Source organism: Streptomyces sp. TLI_053 (assembly GCF_900105395.1).
GTDB lineage: Bacteria > Actinomycetota > Actinomycetes > Streptomycetales > Streptomycetaceae > Kitasatospora.
Genome location: NZ_LT629775.1, coordinates 5,645,310 through 5,660,156, shown reverse-complemented (window position 1 = coordinate 5,660,156; position 14,847 = coordinate 5,645,310). Strand labels below are relative to the sequence as shown.

The window sequence follows — 14,847 nt, the reverse complement described above, 5'->3', positions numbered from 1 at the left end:
GCGCAGCATCGGCACTCAACCGAGCAACTTGGACATACTGCCACAGGTGGGAGCCGGAAAGCCAATCGGGGCCGGTGAGGCAGCCCTCACCGGCCCCGGTCGGGGGCGCGCCCTCAGGGGCGGACTACTTCTGGGTCACCCAGGGAGCGATCCTGCCGCAGACCACGGGCCAGTCCTCGGTCGACACCCCGGCGCAGTGCAGCGTCTTCTTGTCCGGCTCCGGCTCCCAGTCCTTGACGATCGGGTCGGCGCAGGCGCGCTGCGGCGTCTCCGACTTCACCGGCGCGAACTTCGGGCAACTGCCGTCCTGCTTCTTGATGTTGTGCGCCCGCCAGGCGTCGATGCCCATCGTGTTGGTCTTCTCGTTCTGCGGCATGTAGCGGTCCACCGACCAGGACGCGCCCATGGTGGCGAACAGCGCCAGGGCGCAGACCAGTCCGGCGGCGAGCTGCCTGGTGCCGCGGAGCGGGACGACCGGGCCCGCCTGATCGGTGCGGCCGACCGCGCGGAACGACCGCTCGACCCAGCCCCGGCCCCGGTCGGTGGCGGCCATCAGACCGGTCACCGCCAGGATGATCAGGCAGTACATGATGATCCAGGTCGTCCGCGGGTAGAGCTGGACCATCTGGTCGTGGGCCATCTGCGAGGCGTAGTAGAAGCGCATCAGCCAGGCGCCGACGAGCACCGCCGCCGCCACCCGGACCACCAGGCTGCGCAGCCCGACCCCGATGCCGATGCCGACCGCGGTGAGCAGCAGCAGCGCGAAGCCGGTCTGGCCGGCCATCTCGCCCGCCTGCGGCCAGGTGTGGTAGGTCTCCTGGCCGGAGCGGTCCGACAGCCAGCCGAGCACATAGGCCGGGTCGACGTAGTTGACGATGTAGGCGTACCGGTCCGGGGTCGTCGCCCCTTCCTTGGCGATCTGGTAGAGCAGCGGCGAGCCGATGGCACCCGCCAGACCCACCGTGGTGCCCACGAACAGCAGCGTCCGCCGGACGGCGCGGGCGCCGCCGCGCCAGGGGAACAGGAACAGGGTCAGCACGAAGATGCCCGGCGCCGACCAGAGGTACCAGCCCGAGTAGTAGAGGAAGAGCACACCGAAGACCACGCCGAAGCCCGCGCCGCGCAGCAGCACCGAGCGGACGGACAGCTCGCCGGCCCGGCGCAGCTCGCGCAGGCAGGCGCCCAGCAGCGGCACCAGGATGATCATCGTGACGTGGCTGTACGGCCGGATCGGGTCGAGGAAGACCAGCACCGAGGGCACCGCGACGGCCAGCGCCCAGAACGGCCGCAGCATGAGGCGCCAGGCCAGGTAGCTCATCGGCCCGGCCAGGGCGGTGAAGAAGATCTGCAGGTCGTGCAGGGCGTAGCCCTCGCCGCCGATCCCGCCGTAGTTGAGCTTCGCCCAGAGCGCGATCAGCCCGGGGAACAGCGGCGGGTAGACGCCGGGCAGCCCCTTGTCGTCGAGGATCGACGTGGCCATGTGGATCAGCTGGCTCGGGTCGCCCTCCTGGCCGCCGAGCGGCCACGGGGTACCGCGCAGCGCGACCACCACTCCCCCTGCCACCACACCGGTCGCCAGGCCCGCGATCGCCCCGCAGACCAGCCGCTGGACCAGCCGGTGCCGCAGGGCCGCGCCCCGGTAGGCGGTGTAGAGCAGCACCGCGAGCAGCGGCAGACCGAGGAAGGCCGCGTACAGCTGGATCTTCGCCAGTCCGCTGACCTGGCCGATCCGGTTCAGCGGGTTCACGGAGATGCGCGTGCACAGCAGGGTGAGGAGGAGCGCGGCGGCGACGCTGACGACGACCTCGGCGGCGATCTGCACCGAGCGCCGCTCGAGCAGGGCCGCACGGCCCGCTCTCCCGCCCGTCTCCGGCGGCGGTCCGCCGTCGCGATCGGTGCTCGCGGCGCTGTCGACCGCTTCGGGGGCCAGGTTCGTCATCTCAGTCCATTCCGTCGGGCGGCCGCGCGGGGCCGCCGGAACTCGGAGGAGCACCTCGTGGCTCCCGTGCGGTGGACGGGGCCGTCGGCCAGGGCCCGGGAGGCTCCTCCGCCCGTCCGGCGCACCGCTCGCGGGGTCGTGCGGTCCGTTCGCGGCGCGTGAGCGCTTCGGTCCGCCCGACCCTCCGGATCGCACCGGGAAGTCTGCCACGCGGTCCTGGGCCAGGCCAATGTGTCCAACGGGGTAACGCACTGACCGTCCGGCCGCGTTGCGTCCCGCCGCCGGGTCGACCCCTTCGGGCAGTCGAACGCCCGGCGCGGCCGAGTGTTCATCCACCGGGCGCAACTCTTTTCCCGTCACGGTGGTCTACACAGGTGGCGTTCGAACGGCTCCCGTGCGCCTGGCAGAATCGAGGCTCGGCCCCACGGCCCCGCGGCCCCGGCACACCGCCGGCCGGCCCACCCGGTGGTCCACCGTCGGCCCCGCACCCCGATCACCACTCCTGAAGGACTCTCGGACAGTGACGAGCGCACCGACAGCCGCCCCCGACCTGACCAGACAGCCGCCGGCGACGCAAGGCCGCCGCGGTGCCCGGGGCGTCCCCGGCAGACCGGCCGTCTCCCTGGTCGCGGAGGGCCTGACCGCCGTCTTCGCGGCGCTGCTCATGACGGCGGCCGCGTCGACCGTCGACCTGAACCCGATGATGCGAATAGGCCAGGTCAGCGGACTGGCCGCGCTCCAGTTCCGGCTGCTGCTGCTGCTCGGCGTCGTCCTGGTGGCCTGTGCCGTCCTCATGCGGCGCCGGCCGCTCGCCCCGGTCCGCTTCGCCGCCGCCGCGGTCTCCGGCCTCGCCTCCGGCGTCACGGCCGCCGGGGTGTCGCTCGCGCTGCGGGACACCAACTGGCCGCTGGGCGGCCAGAACGGCGACGCCGGGAACCTCCAGGCCTGGGCCAACGCCCTGATGGAGGGCAAGTCGCTCGACGGCGGCTACCCCCCGGTCTACCCGCACCTGATCGCCTGGACCGCCGAGTACCTCACCGACGGCCAGACCGCGCACGCCCTCAAGCTGGTCGGCCTGCTGTTCACCGCCCTGCTCGGACCCGCCGCCTACCTGGCCTGGCGGCTGCTGCTGCCCCCGCTGTGGGCGCTGGGCATCGGCGTCACCGCGGCGCTGCCGATGATGCAGCCGTACAAGCCCTACACCAACATCGTGCTGGTGGCCTTCGTACCGGTGCTGGCCAAGCTGCTCCAGACCGTCCAGCGCGCGCCCCGGCTGCCGCGCCGGAAGGCCGCCGTCACCGGCGGCATCCTCGGACTGCTGCTCGGGCTGATGTTCATCGTCTACTCGGGCTGGTTCGTCTGGTCCGCCGCGGGAGCCGTGGTCCTCACCGCCGTGCTGCTGGTCCGGCTCCGGCGGACCGCCGGCAACGGCGCCCTGGTCACGGCCGGGTACACGCTCGGCGCCGCCGCTCTCGGCTTCCTCGCGGTGGCCGGGCTCAGCCTGTCCCGGCTGCTCTCCTCGGCCGGCGGGACGGTCGACCGCTACTGCTACTTCGACACCTTCACCGAGCCCACCTACTTCGCCATGTGGCGCGACGACCTGCCCGGGTCGGACGGGCTGAGCACCTGGCCGCTGCCCGGCGAACTCGGCGGCGTGGGCCTGTTCACGATCGTGCTGCTGGTGGGGCTGGGGATCGCCCTGACCCTCGGCATCGACCGGACCTCGGTGCTCGTCCCCGCCGCCTGCGCCGCCAGCGCCCTGCTGATGCGCTACTGGTACGCCTCCCACATGGAGAGCGACCAGGCGGTCATGCTCTACCCGCGGACGAGCGCGCAGCTGCTCCACTGCCTGCTGCTGCTCACCGGCCTCGCCTGCTTCCTGGTGGCCCGTCGCGGTGCCGACACCGGCGCCGCCCTCGGTGTGGTGCGGCTCTCCCGGCGCCCCGGCCCGCGCGCGGTGGCCGTCGGCACGCTCTGCGCGCTGGGCCTGCTGTTCGGCATGGCCGGCTCGGCCACCGCCGACAAGTTCATGCCGAAGCAGGACGGCGGCACCGGCATCCTCGCCTGGACCGCCCAGGTCACCGCCGACTACAGCGGCCACTGCTCCGCCTACGCGCCGGGCGGCACCTGCAAGCAGCCCGGCGACCCGGCCACGGTCGGGCTGCCCGAGGTGGACGAGGGGCTGCTGACCTGCCGGAACCTCGGCCCCTTCCCGACCTGGCGGCACTGACCCGCAAGCCCCGGGAACGGCCGTGGGGCCGGTGGACCGGAAGGTCCACCGGCCCCACGGCCGTTCTGTTCGCCGTCACCGGCGCGGGGACGCCTCAGGCGTCGTGCCGCTGCCCGGAGGTCAGGGCGTGCCGGACGAGCACCTTGGCGCCGCCGCTCTTCCCTCGGCGCAGCGCGCCCGGCAGCATCGTCAGCGCGTGCAGACGCGAGGCGCTGCGGAACCGGGCCGCCCGGGCGGCCTTCGGCCAGCCGCGGGCGTCCATCCGCTCCGCCACCGCGTTGAAGTACTTCTCCGCCTCGGCGAAGCGGGTGCCCGAGAACGCCTGCACGGAGGACTCGCTCACCGCGTGCCGGCGGTACTGGAAGACGACGGTGGTGTTGTCCACCATCATCGTCTCGCCGCGCTCCAGCAGGTCCACGACCAGCGCCAGGTCCTGGATGACCGAGTACTCGTCGCGGAAGTTGACCTGCCGCAGCACCTCGCCGCGCCAGCAGATCGACGGGAAGTACAGCCAGTTGCCGCGCAGCACGCTGGCCGCCAGCTCCTCGCCGCCCATCAGACGGCGGCCCTTGACGCTCGGCGAGTACAGCTTGTCCTTGACGTTGTCGGCCAGGCCACTGGTGACCACGCCGGCGCCGTCGATCACCTCGACGCCCGGCTGCACCATGCCCAGGTCGGGGTTGTCCTTGAGGATCGCCCGGACGGTCTCCAGGTAGTGCGGGTGCAGCAGGTCGTCGCAGCCCATGATGACCACATGGTCGGCGGTGGAGAGCTCCACGCACTTCTGGAAGTTCTTGGTGATGCCGAGGTTCTGCTCGTTGCGCAGGTAGCGCACCCGGTCGTCGCCGAGCCCGGCGAACCAGCCCGGGACCTCGGGCTCCTTGCCGTCGTCGACGACGGTCAGCCGGAAGTCCGGGTCGCTCTGGGTGAGGATGCTGCGCACCGCGGCCTGCATCAGGGCCACGTCGCCGTAGTACGGCAGCATGAACTCGAAGGTGGCCATGGAGGTCAGGCTCCGCTGCTGTTCACCGGGGCGGAGACCGGGAGGTCCAGGTCGAAGCGCTCCTCGTTCAGCCGGGCACCCTCGTTGATGGCCACGGTCCGGGCGAGGTCGGTGAGCTTCTTCTCCAGCGAGCGGAAGCGCAGGAAGGTGTTCAGGGTCAGGAAGCCCATGGCCAGGACCATCACGTACAGCACCAGGTCGGTGCCGCGGCCGACGCCCATCTTGTGGGCGAACCAGGTGACGTCGCTGGGGCGCAGGATCGCGTAGATGTTCGCGACCACGAAGACCGAGAACGCGATGCGCTTCCAGGCGCGGGTGTTCGCGGCGTCCCAGCGCCGGATGAACATGAACGCGAGGATGACCGCGCCAGCGATCAGGACCAACTGGATCCAGAAGTAGTTCATCGGCGGCCACGCTCCCGAAGCGAGATGTCGAAGATGATGTTGACGCCGTTGATCAGGGACTGACCCTTGGCGCGTGAGTAGTCGGTGTAGAGGATGTCGACCGGGAGCTCGGCGACGCGCAGGTCGGCGCCCGCCAGGAAGCTGACGATCTCCGAGGCGTGGGCCATGCCGTTCATGGTGATCCGCAGCCGGCCGGCCGCCTCACGGTTGAGCACTCGCAGGCCGTTGTGCGAGTCGGTCAGCTTGAGCTTGCGGGCGGTGGGGCTGACCGTCGCGGCGGTCCGCAGGACCACGCGCTTGATCCACGGCACCTGGCCGTTCTGCTCGATGAAGCGCGAGCCGAGGACCACGTCGGCCTCGCCGGTGCGCAGCAGCGCGACCATCTTCTCGACGTCGGCGGTCTGGTGCTGGCCGTCCGCGTCGAAGGTGGCGAAGTACTTGGCGCCCTGCTGGGCCAGGGCGTAGGCCAGCCCGGTCTGCAGTGCGGCGCCCTGGCCGAGGTTGACCGGGTGCCGCACCAGGTGCGCGCCGGTGCTCATAATGTGCTTGGCCGAGTCGTCGGCGCTGCCGTCGTCGACCACAACGATGTTCGGGAACGTCTTGCGCGCTCCCTCCACAACGTCAGCGATCACCTGGCCTTCGTTGTAGGCCGGGATCACCAGCCAGACATCGTCGTACTGGGACATGGGGGCTCCATGTTCGTGGTGTCTCCCGCGCTCGTGCGCGGCAAAAATCCGTATGTCGGGGGGCGAGACGGTCATTCGCCGCTCACCCGGGCACTCATGGTGGGCACAGCCTGCTCCGACGTACTCGGCGCGGGACCGGCCTGGTTCGCCGTCGAACCGGGGAAGCTGCGCCTGAGAGCGGCAAGCATACCGAGCACGGTCGCGACCGACCCGGCGGTGTACGCCACCACCACCCGGGTGGCGACCTCGCCGGGCATGAAGGTGATGCCGGCCAGCACACCGGTGCCGAGCGCCCAGCAGAGCAGCTGCAGGTTGTGCCGCTTGAATACCATCAGCGCCTGACCCAGCACCATCGCGAACATGTACGCGACGGTACCGGCGGACATCCAGAAGAAGTCGAGGTGGCCGAGCACCGGCTCGGCCCCGAACAGCACCTGGATCAGCCGGGGCCCGAGGAGCACCGCCGGGATTCCGCCGAGCAGACCGAGACCGCCGACCACGACGCCGATCCGGCGAAGCATACCGGTGAAGGCCGCCCGGTCGCCCACCGCGATCGCCGCCGAGAGGCCGCTGAGCAGCGAGGCCTGGAGCGAGCCGAAGACGAACAGCGGGACCCGGGCCAGCACGAGCGCGTTGAGCAGCGCCGCGATCAGGGCCGACTCCTCCGGGGCGAGCAGCTTGGTGCTCACCACCGCGGCGTTCACCACGACCTGCGACAGCAGGGTCGAGCAGATCAGCAGGCCGAGGCCGGAGCAGAGCTCGGACCAGGGGATCCGCGGGCCGGGCCGGACCGCCTTGAACAGCGGCGGCAGCGTCAGCACGGTGGCCGCGACCGGCGCCAGGGCGAGGATCAGGCTGAACGCCAGCGCGGAGTGCACCCCGGCCAGGCCGGCGCCGAAGGCCAGGCCGATCCGCAGGCCGCCGTCGATGCCGAGCTGGGTGCCGTAGGCGCCGAACCGGCCGAGACCGGCCAGCACACCGCGGGTGAGGTAGCAGACGGCCATGCCGGCGAAGGCGCCGCCGAGGGCCAGCACCAGCGAGCGGTCGCCGTGGAACATCACATCGGCGATCTTCCGCGAGCCGACGCCGAGCCCCAGCAGGACGACGCCGAGGATGCCGCCGGTCAGCAGCGTGGCACGGCGCAGCACCGGGGCCGCGCCGTGGCCGAGCGCGGCGCGGGCCGCGACGATCCGGGTGAGTTCCTGCTCGATCGGGAAGAACACACCGATCCCGACGGACATCACGATCGTCCACAGCAGGGAAACGTTCGCCATGTCGTCGACGGACAGGCTGTGACCGGCCACCCCGAGGTGGATGTAGGAGGCGGCCCCGAGCACCACGGTGCCGCCGGCCACCGCCAGGGTTCCCGGCGGCAGCGCGGCGGCGACCTTGGTCAGCGGATTCTTCACTGAGACCTGTCACTCTCGGTCGACCGGGCCACCGAGCCCAGCTCGGCGAAGACCGGCGTGCCGAGTGCCTCGGCCAGCTGCTCCCGCCAGTCCGGCAGCGGGCTCAGCCCGGCGTCGGCCCAGCGGTCGTGGCCCAGCACGCTGAACGCGGGCCGGACGGCCGGCGTGACGTACGCGGCGGAGGTGGTCGGCCGGATCCGCTCCGGGTCCAGCCCGCTCAGCCGGTAGGACTCCCGGGCCAGGCCGTACCAGGTGGTCCGGCCGCCGCCGGTGCCGTGGTAGACGCCGGCCGGGGCCTGCCCGGCGAGCGCGGCCCGGCCGAGCGCGACGAGCTGCCGGGCCAGGGCCAGCGACCAGGTCGGCTGGCCCTGCTGGTCGTCCACCACGTCGAGGCTGTCGCGCTGGGCGGCGAGCCGGAGCATGGTGGCCACGAAGTTCTTGCCGTGCTCGCCGTAGAGCCACGCGGTGCGGATCACGTAGCCGTGCTCGGGCAGGAGCTCGGCCACGGCCTGCTCCCCGACCAGCTTGCCGCGGCCGTAGGCGTTGACCGGGCCGGTCGGCGCGGTCTCGGCGTACGGCTCGGTGGCGTCGCCGGGCAGCACGTAGTCGGTCGACACCTGGAGCAGCCGGGCGCCGCTCTTGGCGCAGGCGGCAGCCAGGTGGCGCACGCCGGTGCCGTTGACGGCGGTGGCGGCCTCCTCGGCCGTCTCGGCGCCGTCGACGTTCGTCCAGGCCGCGCAGTTGACGACGACGTGGTGGCCCTCGACGGCGGCCAGCACGGCCGCCGCGTCGGTGATGTCGAGGTCGGCCCGCCCGAGGGCGGTCACCTCGGCCGCCGGGTCGCCGGCCAGGACCGTCAGCAGGTCCTGGCCGAGCATCCCGGCCGCGCCGGTGACCAGCCAGCGGACCGGACCCGAGGAGGTCCCGGTCACTTCTCCAGAGCCGCCTTCGTCTTCAGCGGCTCCCACCAGGCGCGGTTCTCGCGGTACCAGGTGATGGTCTCGGCGAGGCCGTCCTCGAAGCGGACCTGCGGCTCGTAGCCGAGCTCCTCGCGGATCTTGCTGATGTCGATCGAGTAGCGCAGGTCGTGGCCCTTGCGGTCGGCGACGTGCTCGACCATGTCCCAGCCCGCCCCGGCGGCCTCGAGCAGCAGCCCGGTGAGCTCCTTGTTGGTGGCCTCGGTGCCGCCGCCGATGTTGTAGACCTCGCCGGCGCGGCCCTTGCGCATGGCCAGCTCGATGCCGCGGCAGTGGTCCGAGACGTGCAGCCAGTCGCGGACGTTGCCGCCGTCGCCGTACAGCGGCACCTTCTTGCCGTCGATCAGGTTGGTGGTGAACAGCGGGATGACCTTCTCCGGGAACTGGTAGTGCCCGTAGTTGTTGGAGCAGCGGGTCACCACGACGTCCATGCCGTGCGTGCGGTGGTAGGCCAGCGCCAGCAGGTCCGAGGAGGCCTTGGAGGCCGAGTACGGGGAGTTCGGCACCAGCGGCCACTCCTCCGTCCAGGAGCCCTCGCTGATCGAGCCGTACACCTCGTCGGTGGAGATGTGCACGAAGCGGCCGACGCCGTGCTTGCGGGCGGCGTCCAGGAGGACCTGGGTGCCGACGACGTTGGTCAGCACGAACGGGCCCGCGCCCGCGATGGAGCGGTCCACGTGCGACTCGGCCGCGAAGTGGACGACCACGTCATGCCCGGGCATGACGTCGTCGACGGCCGCGGCGTCGCAGATGTCGCCGCGGACGAAGGTGTAGCCGCTGTGCCCCGCGACGGAAGCCAGGTTGGCCTCGACGCCGGAGTAGGTGAGCTTGTCGAAGACGGTGATCCGAGCCTCGGCGTCGGCTCCGAGGAGCTGACGGACGAACTCCGACCCGATGAACCCGGCGCCGCCGGTCACAAGGATGCGCATAATGCGCGCAGTCTATCGCCGTCCCGCGGCTGCCCAGGACCCCGGCCGTACCCCCTGCCCGTTCTCGCATAAGGTGCACGCATGCGTGGAATCCTTCTGGCCGGCGGCACCGGCTCCCGGCTGTGGCCGCTGACTCGAGCGGTGTCGAAGCAGCTCCTCCCGGTCTTCGACAAGCCGATGATCTACTACCCCCTCTCGACCCTCGTGATGGCCGGGATCAGCGAGATCCTGATCATCACGACCCCGAACGACCGCGACCAGTTCGAGCGTCTGCTCGGCGACGGCTCCCAGTTCGGCCTCCGCCTGGAGTACGCCGTCCAGGAGAAGCCCGAGGGCATCGCCCAGGCCTTCGTCCTGGGTGCCGACTTCATCGGCGACGAGTCCGTCGCGCTGATCCTCGGCGACAACATCTTCCACGGCAGCGGCCTCGGCACCCGGCTCTCCGAGCACACCGGCGCCAAGGGCGGCCGGGTCTTCGCCTACCCGGTGGCCGACCCGACCGCCTACGGCGTGGTCGAGTTCGACGAGGACGGCCAGGCCATCTCCATCGAGGAGAAGCCGACCGAGCCCAAGTCCCGGTACGCCGTCCCCGGCCTGTACTTCTACGACAACCGCGTGGTCGAGATCGCCCGCGGCCTGAAGCCGAGTGCCCGTGGCGAGCTGGAGATCACCGCGGTCAACGAGGCCTACCTCCAGGCCGGCGACCTGCACGTGACGATCCTCGACCGGGGCACCGCCTGGCTGGACACCGGCACGTTCGTCTCGATGGTGCAGGCCTCGGAGTTCGTCCGGGTCATCGAGGAGCGCCAGGGCTTCAAGATCGGCTGCATCGAGGAGGCGGCCTGGCGGGCCGGCCTGATCGACGACGCCCGGCTGCGCGAGCTGGCCGAGCCGCTGCTGAAGAGCGGCTACGGCCAGTACCTGGTGGCGCTGCTGGACGAGGAGGGCACCCGATGAAGATCCGCGAGCTGTCCATCGAGGGCGCCTGGGAGCTCACCCCCCAGGTGCACGGTGACGCGCGTGGCCACTTCACCGAGTGGTACCGCTTCGACCGGCTCGCCGAGGTCGTCGGCCACCCGCTGCGACTGGCCCAGGCCAATCTGTCGCTGTCCAGCCGGGGCGTCGTCCGCGGCATCCACTTCGCCGACGTCCCGCCCGGCCAGGCCAAGTACGTCACCTGCGTGCGGGGTGCCGTCCTGGACGTCATCGTCGACCTGCGGGTCGGCTCGCCGACCTTCGGGAAGTGGGAGGGTGTGCGGCTCGACGAGACCGAGCGCAAGGCGGTGTACATCTCCGAGGGCCTCGGCCACGGGTTCTGCGCGCTGAGCGACGACGCGACGCTGACCTACCTCTGCTCGGAGACCTACAACCCGACCGGCGAGCACGGCGTGCACCCGCTGGACCCGGACCTGGGCATCGAGTGGCCGGCCGACGCGCCGCAGCTGTCCGCCAAGGACACCGAGGCCCCCTCGCTGGCCGAGGCGCTGGCGAGCGGCCTGCTGCCCGACTACAAGGCGGTCAAGGCGTTCACCGACGGGCTGGGCGAGGCCCACCGGGCCTGATCCGGAACGCTCCGACGAGGAGGGCCCGGCCGCGTCGAACGCGGCCGGGCCCTCCTCGTCGTTCCGGGCCCTCCTCGCCGTACCGGGGCCGCCGAGCGAGTGCCCGGGCCTCAGCGGCCCTTGAACACCCAGACCTTCAGCAGCAGGAAGCGGACCACCGTGGCGAGCACGTTCGCCAGCACCAGCCCGCCCACCTCGACCGGGCGGGAGGCGGCCGGCTCGACCAGTTCCAGCGCGCCGACGCTCAGTCCCAGCCCGATCAGGAAGGCCACCGCACCCTGGGCCTGGTGGCGCAGCGCACCCTCGCTGCCGGTCACCCCGAAGGTGAAGCGCCGGTTGGCCGCCGTGTTCGCGACCGCGCTCACGGCCAGCGCGACCAGGTTGGACACCTGCGGGGAGGCCACCTGGCGCAGCCCCACGTACAGCGCGAAGTAGAAGAGCGTGCTCAGCCCGCCGATCACCAGGAAGGACGGCACCTGCCGCCGGGCGTCCCCGCCGCGCGGTGCCGGGGGCGGTGCGGGTGGCGGCGTCGACGGCGCCGGATCGCCGGTGAATGTCATCGAGAATTGTCCCGGCGTTCGTCGTCGACCGAGTCGTAGCCGACGAAATAGGCCGGTCGGGCCTGCACCGCCGAGTAGATCCGCGCGGTGTACTCGCCCAGCAGGCCGACGCAGATCAGCTGCACCGCGCCGAGGAACAGCATCCCCATGAAGAGCGAGGACCAGCCGGGGACGGTGACCCCGATGGCGAACGCCACGGCGGTGTAGACGCTCATGATCAGGCAGACCGCGAAGCTGAGCAGGCCGAGCCAGGTGGCCAGCCGCAGCGGGGCGGCCGAGAAGTTGACGATGCTGTCCAGCGCGAGCCGGACCATCTTCGTCAGCGGGTAGTGCGTGGTGCCGGCCACCCGCTCCTCGCGGACGTAGACCACCTCCCCGCTGGGGAAGCCCAGCCACGGCACCAGCAGCCGGTAGACCGGCTGGTGCTCGGGCAGGGCCTTGAGCGCGTCCACGGCGGCCCGGCTGAGCAGCCGGTAGTCGCCGGCCTGGTTGGGCATCCGCTTCCCGACGAGCTTGCGCATCAGCCAGTAGTAGGCGCCGGCCGAGCGCCGCTTGAACGAGCTGTCCGTGGTGCGGTCGCCGCGCACCCCGTAGACGATGTCGAGCTCCCGTTCGCGGGCCAGCGCGAACATCTCCGGGATCTTCTCCGGCGGGTCCTGCAGGTCGGCGTCGAGGCTCACCACGTAGTCGCCCAGGGCGCGGTCCAGCCCGGCCTTCAGCGCGGCCTGGTGGCCGGAGTTGCGGGACAGCCTGATGATCCGGAACTCCGGCCAGTCCTGGCGGATCTTCTGCATCAGTACGGGGGTCGCGTCGGTACTGCCGTCGTCGATGCCGACCACCTCGTAGCCCACCCCGAGCGCGTCGAGGATCGGCCGCAGCCGCTCGACGGTCCTCGGCAGCGCCTCCTGCTCGTTGTAGATCGGCATGACGACCGACAACTGAGGCACTGTCGACATGAGTTGGTCCCGCTTTCGGCCTGGGCTGGTGGATCGTGGCCGACAATAGCAGCCGGTACTGAGGGCGGGATGAGGCCGGATGAGCAGGGCATGAGAGCTGTTCCCGCCGGTCGGGGCGGGGGCGGGTCAGACCCCGGGGAAGCTCCGGGCCCACGGGTGGACCCAGTTGTTGCCGGGCTTCACCACCACCGTGACAGCCGGACGGAAGCCGGCGAGGTCACGGCGGATCCGCTCGCCGGTCGCGGGGTCGGCCACCACCACGGTCATCGGCTCGCCCAGTTCCGACGCGGCCTTCCTCAGATGCTGCAGCGCCGCCCGGTGCTCGGCCTCCGGCCGCTCGGCGGCGCCGATGTCCACCCAGTGCGTCTCGTAGAGCGGCAGCATGTCGCCGCCGCGCGAACGCAGCAGGGCGGCGAGCCAGGTGGACTTGAGGTTCTTGTAGTCGTCGTTCGAGTAGAGCACCATCATCGGCCCCTGGATGCCGTCGAGGTCGCCCATCACGGTGGCACCGTGCCGGGGACCGATGTCGCTCCAGTCCTCCCCGCGGCTCCAGGCCGCCAGGCTGCTGTCGTGCCAGGCCGAGGGCCTGCCCTTGAAGGAGTGCATGCCCCATTGGACGCCGGCGAAGAGGGCGAACGCCGTCGCCACCGCGAGCACCGAGAGGAGTCCCTCGCCGATCCGGCGCCGCAGCACCGGTACCCCGGCGGACGGGACGGTGCGCAGCAGCGGGCCCACCGCGCCGATCGACACCAGGGCGATCACGACCCCGGTGCCGGCCAGCTTCTCGAAGTAGTAGGAGACCTGCCCGATGGTGCGGATCTGCCACCAGGCGAAACCGCCGACCGCCGCCCCGGTGCCGAGCACCACGACGAGCAGGGCCTGCCCGGTCGCGGTCCGCCGCAGGCCCGGCGACAGCGCGGCCAGCGTGCCCAGCAGCAGACCGCCGACCATGACGGCCCGGTCCGCGCCGACGCTGGGACCGCCGAGGTTGGAGGTGCCGGCGACGTCGAGCTCGGAGAGGACGGACACCAGGCTGGGCAGACCCGCGACGCCGAGCGCGAGCGCGGCGGCCAGCGCGCAGCGCGGCCGGTGCGCGCGCCGGAACCGGCGGCGGTGGACCACCAGGGACCCGACCACGGCGAGGCCGGCCACGGCGCCGAAGAGGTTGTAGACGTAGGTGACGGTGATCAGGCCGAGCGCCGCGACGAGCAGGAACTCGACCGTCCCCGCCGCGGGCCGCACCATGAAGGCCGCGAGCAGGGCCACCGCCAGCAGACCGACCACGGTGGAGTCGAAGCCGTGGACGACCAGATCGGTGTAGTTGCTGGAGAAGACCAGCGCGGCGACCGTGCCGCACACCGCCGCCGTCCGCCAGCCGCGCAGTCGCGGGCCGCCGATCCAGCGGGCCGCCCAGACCAGGGCCGCGCCCAGCAGCGCGTACGCGGCCAGGACGTACAGCAGGTAGCGGTTCATGGTGCCGAGCGGCGTGCCGAGATCCGCCGCGGACCGCACCAGCGAGTCGACCCAGGCGAGCAGGAAGTGGGTGCCCTGCGGGTAGACCGCCTCGGACGGCGACATCATGTACGCCTTGGCGGCCTCCTGGTGCAGGAAGTTGTAGCCGCCGACGTGCTGGATGCCGACGAAGTAGGAGAAGTGGTTGAGCCGGTCCTCGGAGGTGGTCAGGAACTCCAGGCGCCAGCCCGGTCCCTTGCCGGTCAGCGGCGCGGACAGGTAGTGCCACATCCCGTAGGCGGTACCGAGCACCAGGAGGTCGGACGGCCGGAACCGCAAGGGCAGCCGGGGAGTGCGCCGGCCCAGCCAGCCGGTGAGGGTCACCACGCTGAGGAGCGCGCCCGAGGTGGGGACGGGATCGAGCCCCCAGGGCCAGAACGAGAAGAGCAGTCCCAGGACCAGCACACCGCCGGCGACGACCAGCGCGGCGGCGACCAGCCGGTCGAGCAGCACGCCGCCGACCCGGAGCAGGGAGCCGACGGCCAGCAGCAGCAGCGGGAGGACCAGCACGCCGAAGCCGGTCCCGACGAGCGCTGCCGGAAGCACCCAGGATGCGAAAAGGCAGCCTGCCAGCATCGGCAGACTGCGCTCGGGGCTTCCGGGAGAGGGGTGTTCGACGCTCGATACATTGACCGAGCGTGATTCTTCCAGCACGGAGAGTGTTCGCACCATGGTGCCGG

The 14,847-nt window shown here is 71.7% G+C and carries 13 protein-coding genes; 3 read left to right on the top strand and 10 right to left on the bottom strand.

Annotation, left to right across the window (positions count from 1 at the left end; genetic code table 11):
- Positions 1 to 124: 124 nt before the first annotated feature.
- Entirely contained in the window at positions 125 to 1,939 is a 1,815-nt protein-coding gene (locus tag BLU95_RS23200; RefSeq protein WP_093861717.1) for a hypothetical protein, read from the bottom strand.
- Between the two features lie 520 nt (positions 1,940 to 2,459).
- Here BLU95_RS23200 and BLU95_RS23195 point away from each other — a divergent pair.
- On the top strand, positions 2,460 to 4,169 hold the full coding sequence (locus tag BLU95_RS23195; RefSeq protein WP_093861716.1) for a hypothetical protein: 1,710 nt from the start codon (positions 2,460 to 2,462) through the stop codon (positions 4,167 to 4,169).
- Positions 4,170 to 4,263: 94 nt separating this feature from the next.
- Here the strand turns inward: BLU95_RS23195 and BLU95_RS23190 are convergent, their stop codons facing one another.
- From BLU95_RS23190 to rfbB, 6 genes are all read right to left on the bottom strand, one after another.
- Positions 4,264 to 5,172, bottom strand: a complete 909-nt coding sequence (locus BLU95_RS23190; RefSeq protein ID WP_093861715.1) for a glycosyltransferase family 2 protein — start codon at positions 5,170 to 5,172, stop codon at positions 4,264 to 4,266.
- Positions 5,173 to 5,177: 5 nt separating this feature from the next.
- A complete protein-coding gene (locus BLU95_RS23185; protein WP_030393290.1) occupies positions 5,178 to 5,576 on the bottom strand; it encodes a DUF2304 domain-containing protein in 399 nt (132 codons plus the stop codon).
- Positions 5,573 to 6,262, bottom strand: coding sequence for a glycosyltransferase family 2 protein (locus tag BLU95_RS23180; protein ID WP_030393289.1), 690 nt, complete (start codon positions 6,260 to 6,262; stop codon positions 5,573 to 5,575). Before BLU95_RS23180 ends, BLU95_RS23185 begins: the two co-directional genes overlap by 4 nt.
- Positions 6,263 to 6,333: 71 nt before the next feature.
- Positions 6,334 to 7,671 carry a lipopolysaccharide biosynthesis protein gene (locus tag BLU95_RS23175; RefSeq protein WP_197698611.1) on the bottom strand — a complete coding sequence of 446 codons (1,338 nt, stop codon included), beginning with the start codon at positions 7,669 to 7,671 and terminating at the stop codon, positions 6,334 to 6,336.
- Entirely contained in the window at positions 7,668 to 8,603 is a 936-nt protein-coding gene (rfbD, locus tag BLU95_RS23170) for a dTDP-4-dehydrorhamnose reductase (RefSeq protein ID WP_286158574.1), read from the bottom strand. Before rfbD ends, BLU95_RS23175 begins: the two co-directional genes overlap by 4 nt.
- Positions 8,600 to 9,577, bottom strand: a complete 978-nt coding sequence (gene rfbB / locus BLU95_RS23165; protein ID WP_030393286.1) for a dTDP-glucose 4,6-dehydratase — start codon at positions 9,575 to 9,577, stop codon at positions 8,600 to 8,602. Before rfbB ends, rfbD begins: the two co-directional genes overlap by 4 nt.
- A gap of 81 nt (positions 9,578 to 9,658) precedes the next feature.
- On the opposite strand from rfbB, the gene rfbA reads away from it, so the two are divergent.
- Together rfbA and rfbC are read left to right on the top strand one after the other, a co-directional pair.
- Entirely contained in the window at positions 9,659 to 10,534 is an 876-nt protein-coding gene (rfbA, locus tag BLU95_RS23160) for a glucose-1-phosphate thymidylyltransferase RfbA (RefSeq protein ID WP_030393285.1), read from the top strand.
- Positions 10,531 to 11,139 carry a dTDP-4-dehydrorhamnose 3,5-epimerase gene (gene rfbC, locus BLU95_RS23155; protein WP_093861714.1) on the top strand — a complete coding sequence of 203 codons (609 nt, stop codon included), beginning with the start codon at positions 10,531 to 10,533 and terminating at the stop codon, positions 11,137 to 11,139. Before rfbA ends, rfbC begins: the two co-directional genes overlap by 4 nt.
- 110 nt (positions 11,140 to 11,249) lie before the next feature.
- Here the strand turns inward: rfbC and BLU95_RS23150 are convergent, their stop codons facing one another.
- The 3 genes from BLU95_RS23150 to BLU95_RS23140 form a co-directional block, all read right to left on the bottom strand.
- Positions 11,250 to 11,699 carry a GtrA family protein gene (locus BLU95_RS23150; RefSeq protein ID WP_093861713.1) on the bottom strand — a complete coding sequence of 150 codons (450 nt, stop codon included), beginning with the start codon at positions 11,697 to 11,699 and terminating at the stop codon, positions 11,250 to 11,252.
- Positions 11,696 to 12,655, bottom strand: coding sequence for a glycosyltransferase family 2 protein (locus tag BLU95_RS23145; protein ID WP_093861712.1), 960 nt, complete (start codon positions 12,653 to 12,655; stop codon positions 11,696 to 11,698). The genes BLU95_RS23150 and BLU95_RS23145 overlap by 4 nt, the downstream gene beginning before the upstream one ends.
- 126 nt (positions 12,656 to 12,781) lie before the next feature.
- The gene (locus tag BLU95_RS23140; RefSeq protein ID WP_159424975.1) at positions 12,782 to 14,713 is read right to left on the bottom strand and encodes a hypothetical protein; all 1,932 of its coding nucleotides are present in this window, start codon (positions 14,711 to 14,713) and stop codon (positions 12,782 to 12,784) included.
- Positions 14,714 to 14,847: the final 134 nt, after the last annotated feature.

What these genes read in the sequence shown, in the direction of transcription:
- BLU95_RS23200 (WP_093861717.1), bottom strand. Translation starts at nt 1,939, where the DNA reads ATGACGAACCTGGCCCCCGAAGCGGTCGACAGCGCCGCGAGCACCGAT.
- BLU95_RS23190 (WP_093861715.1), bottom strand. Translation starts at nt 5,172, where the DNA reads ATGGCCACCTTCGAGTTCATGCTGCCGTACTACGGCGACGTGGCCCTG.
- BLU95_RS23185 (WP_030393290.1), bottom strand. Translation starts at nt 5,576, where the DNA reads ATGAACTACTTCTGGATCCAGTTGGTCCTGATCGCTGGCGCGGTCATC.
- BLU95_RS23180 (WP_030393289.1), bottom strand. Translation starts at nt 6,262, where the DNA reads ATGTCCCAGTACGACGATGTCTGGCTGGTGATCCCGGCCTACAACGAA.
- rfbB (WP_030393286.1), bottom strand. Translation starts at nt 9,577, where the DNA reads ATGCGCATCCTTGTGACCGGCGGCGCCGGGTTCATCGGGTCGGAGTTC.
- rfbA (WP_030393285.1), top strand. Translation starts at nt 9,659, where the DNA reads ATGCGTGGAATCCTTCTGGCCGGCGGCACCGGCTCCCGGCTGTGGCCG.
- rfbC (WP_093861714.1), top strand. Translation starts at nt 10,531, where the DNA reads ATGAAGATCCGCGAGCTGTCCATCGAGGGCGCCTGGGAGCTCACCCCC.
- BLU95_RS23150 (WP_093861713.1), bottom strand. Translation starts at nt 11,699, where the DNA reads ATGACATTCACCGGCGATCCGGCGCCGTCGACGCCGCCACCCGCACCG.
- BLU95_RS23145 (WP_093861712.1), bottom strand. Translation starts at nt 12,655, where the DNA reads ATGTCGACAGTGCCTCAGTTGTCGGTCGTCATGCCGATCTACAACGAG.